Below are 424 nucleotides of genomic sequence, written 5' to 3'. Positions count from 1 at the left end.
GGCTTATCGCAAGTTAGTACGTCCTTCATCGCCTCCAACTGCCAAGGCATCCACCGTGTACGCTTAGTCACTTAACCATACAACCCAAAATAGTTTTGAATTGTAGTGTCAAAGACAGTTTTAACTTCGCCAGAAGTTAAGTAATACTAAAGTAGACGCTAATAAATTCTTGCGAATTTATCGGCATTTTTCTTTCGAAAACTCTATAGAACAACAATTTTCATTGTCATTCCGAGAATTTAATATCAGCTTTCCAAATTTTTAAAGAGCAATATCACTCAGCAAGTAAACTTACCAAGCAACAATCATCTGTGTGGACACTTCGAACAAATCAGTTCTAAGTCGATAAGGAGGTGATCCAGCCCCAGGTTCCCCTAGGGCTACCTTGTTACGACTTCACCCCAGTCATGAATCACTCCGTGGT

The 424-nt window shown here is 40.1% G+C and carries 1 rRNA gene; it reads right to left on the bottom strand.

From position 1 onward, the window contains the following. Nucleotides 1–346: 346 nt before the first annotated feature. Nucleotides 347–424: ribosomal RNA gene (locus ACXAH1_RS24685) — 16S ribosomal RNA — on the bottom strand; the annotation flags it as partial.

It is taken from the genome of Pseudoalteromonas sp. AWH4_217 (assembly GCF_056161105.1).
The sequence above is the reverse complement of the archived record's forward strand: the minus strand, read 5'-3'. Positions and strand labels throughout refer to the sequence as shown.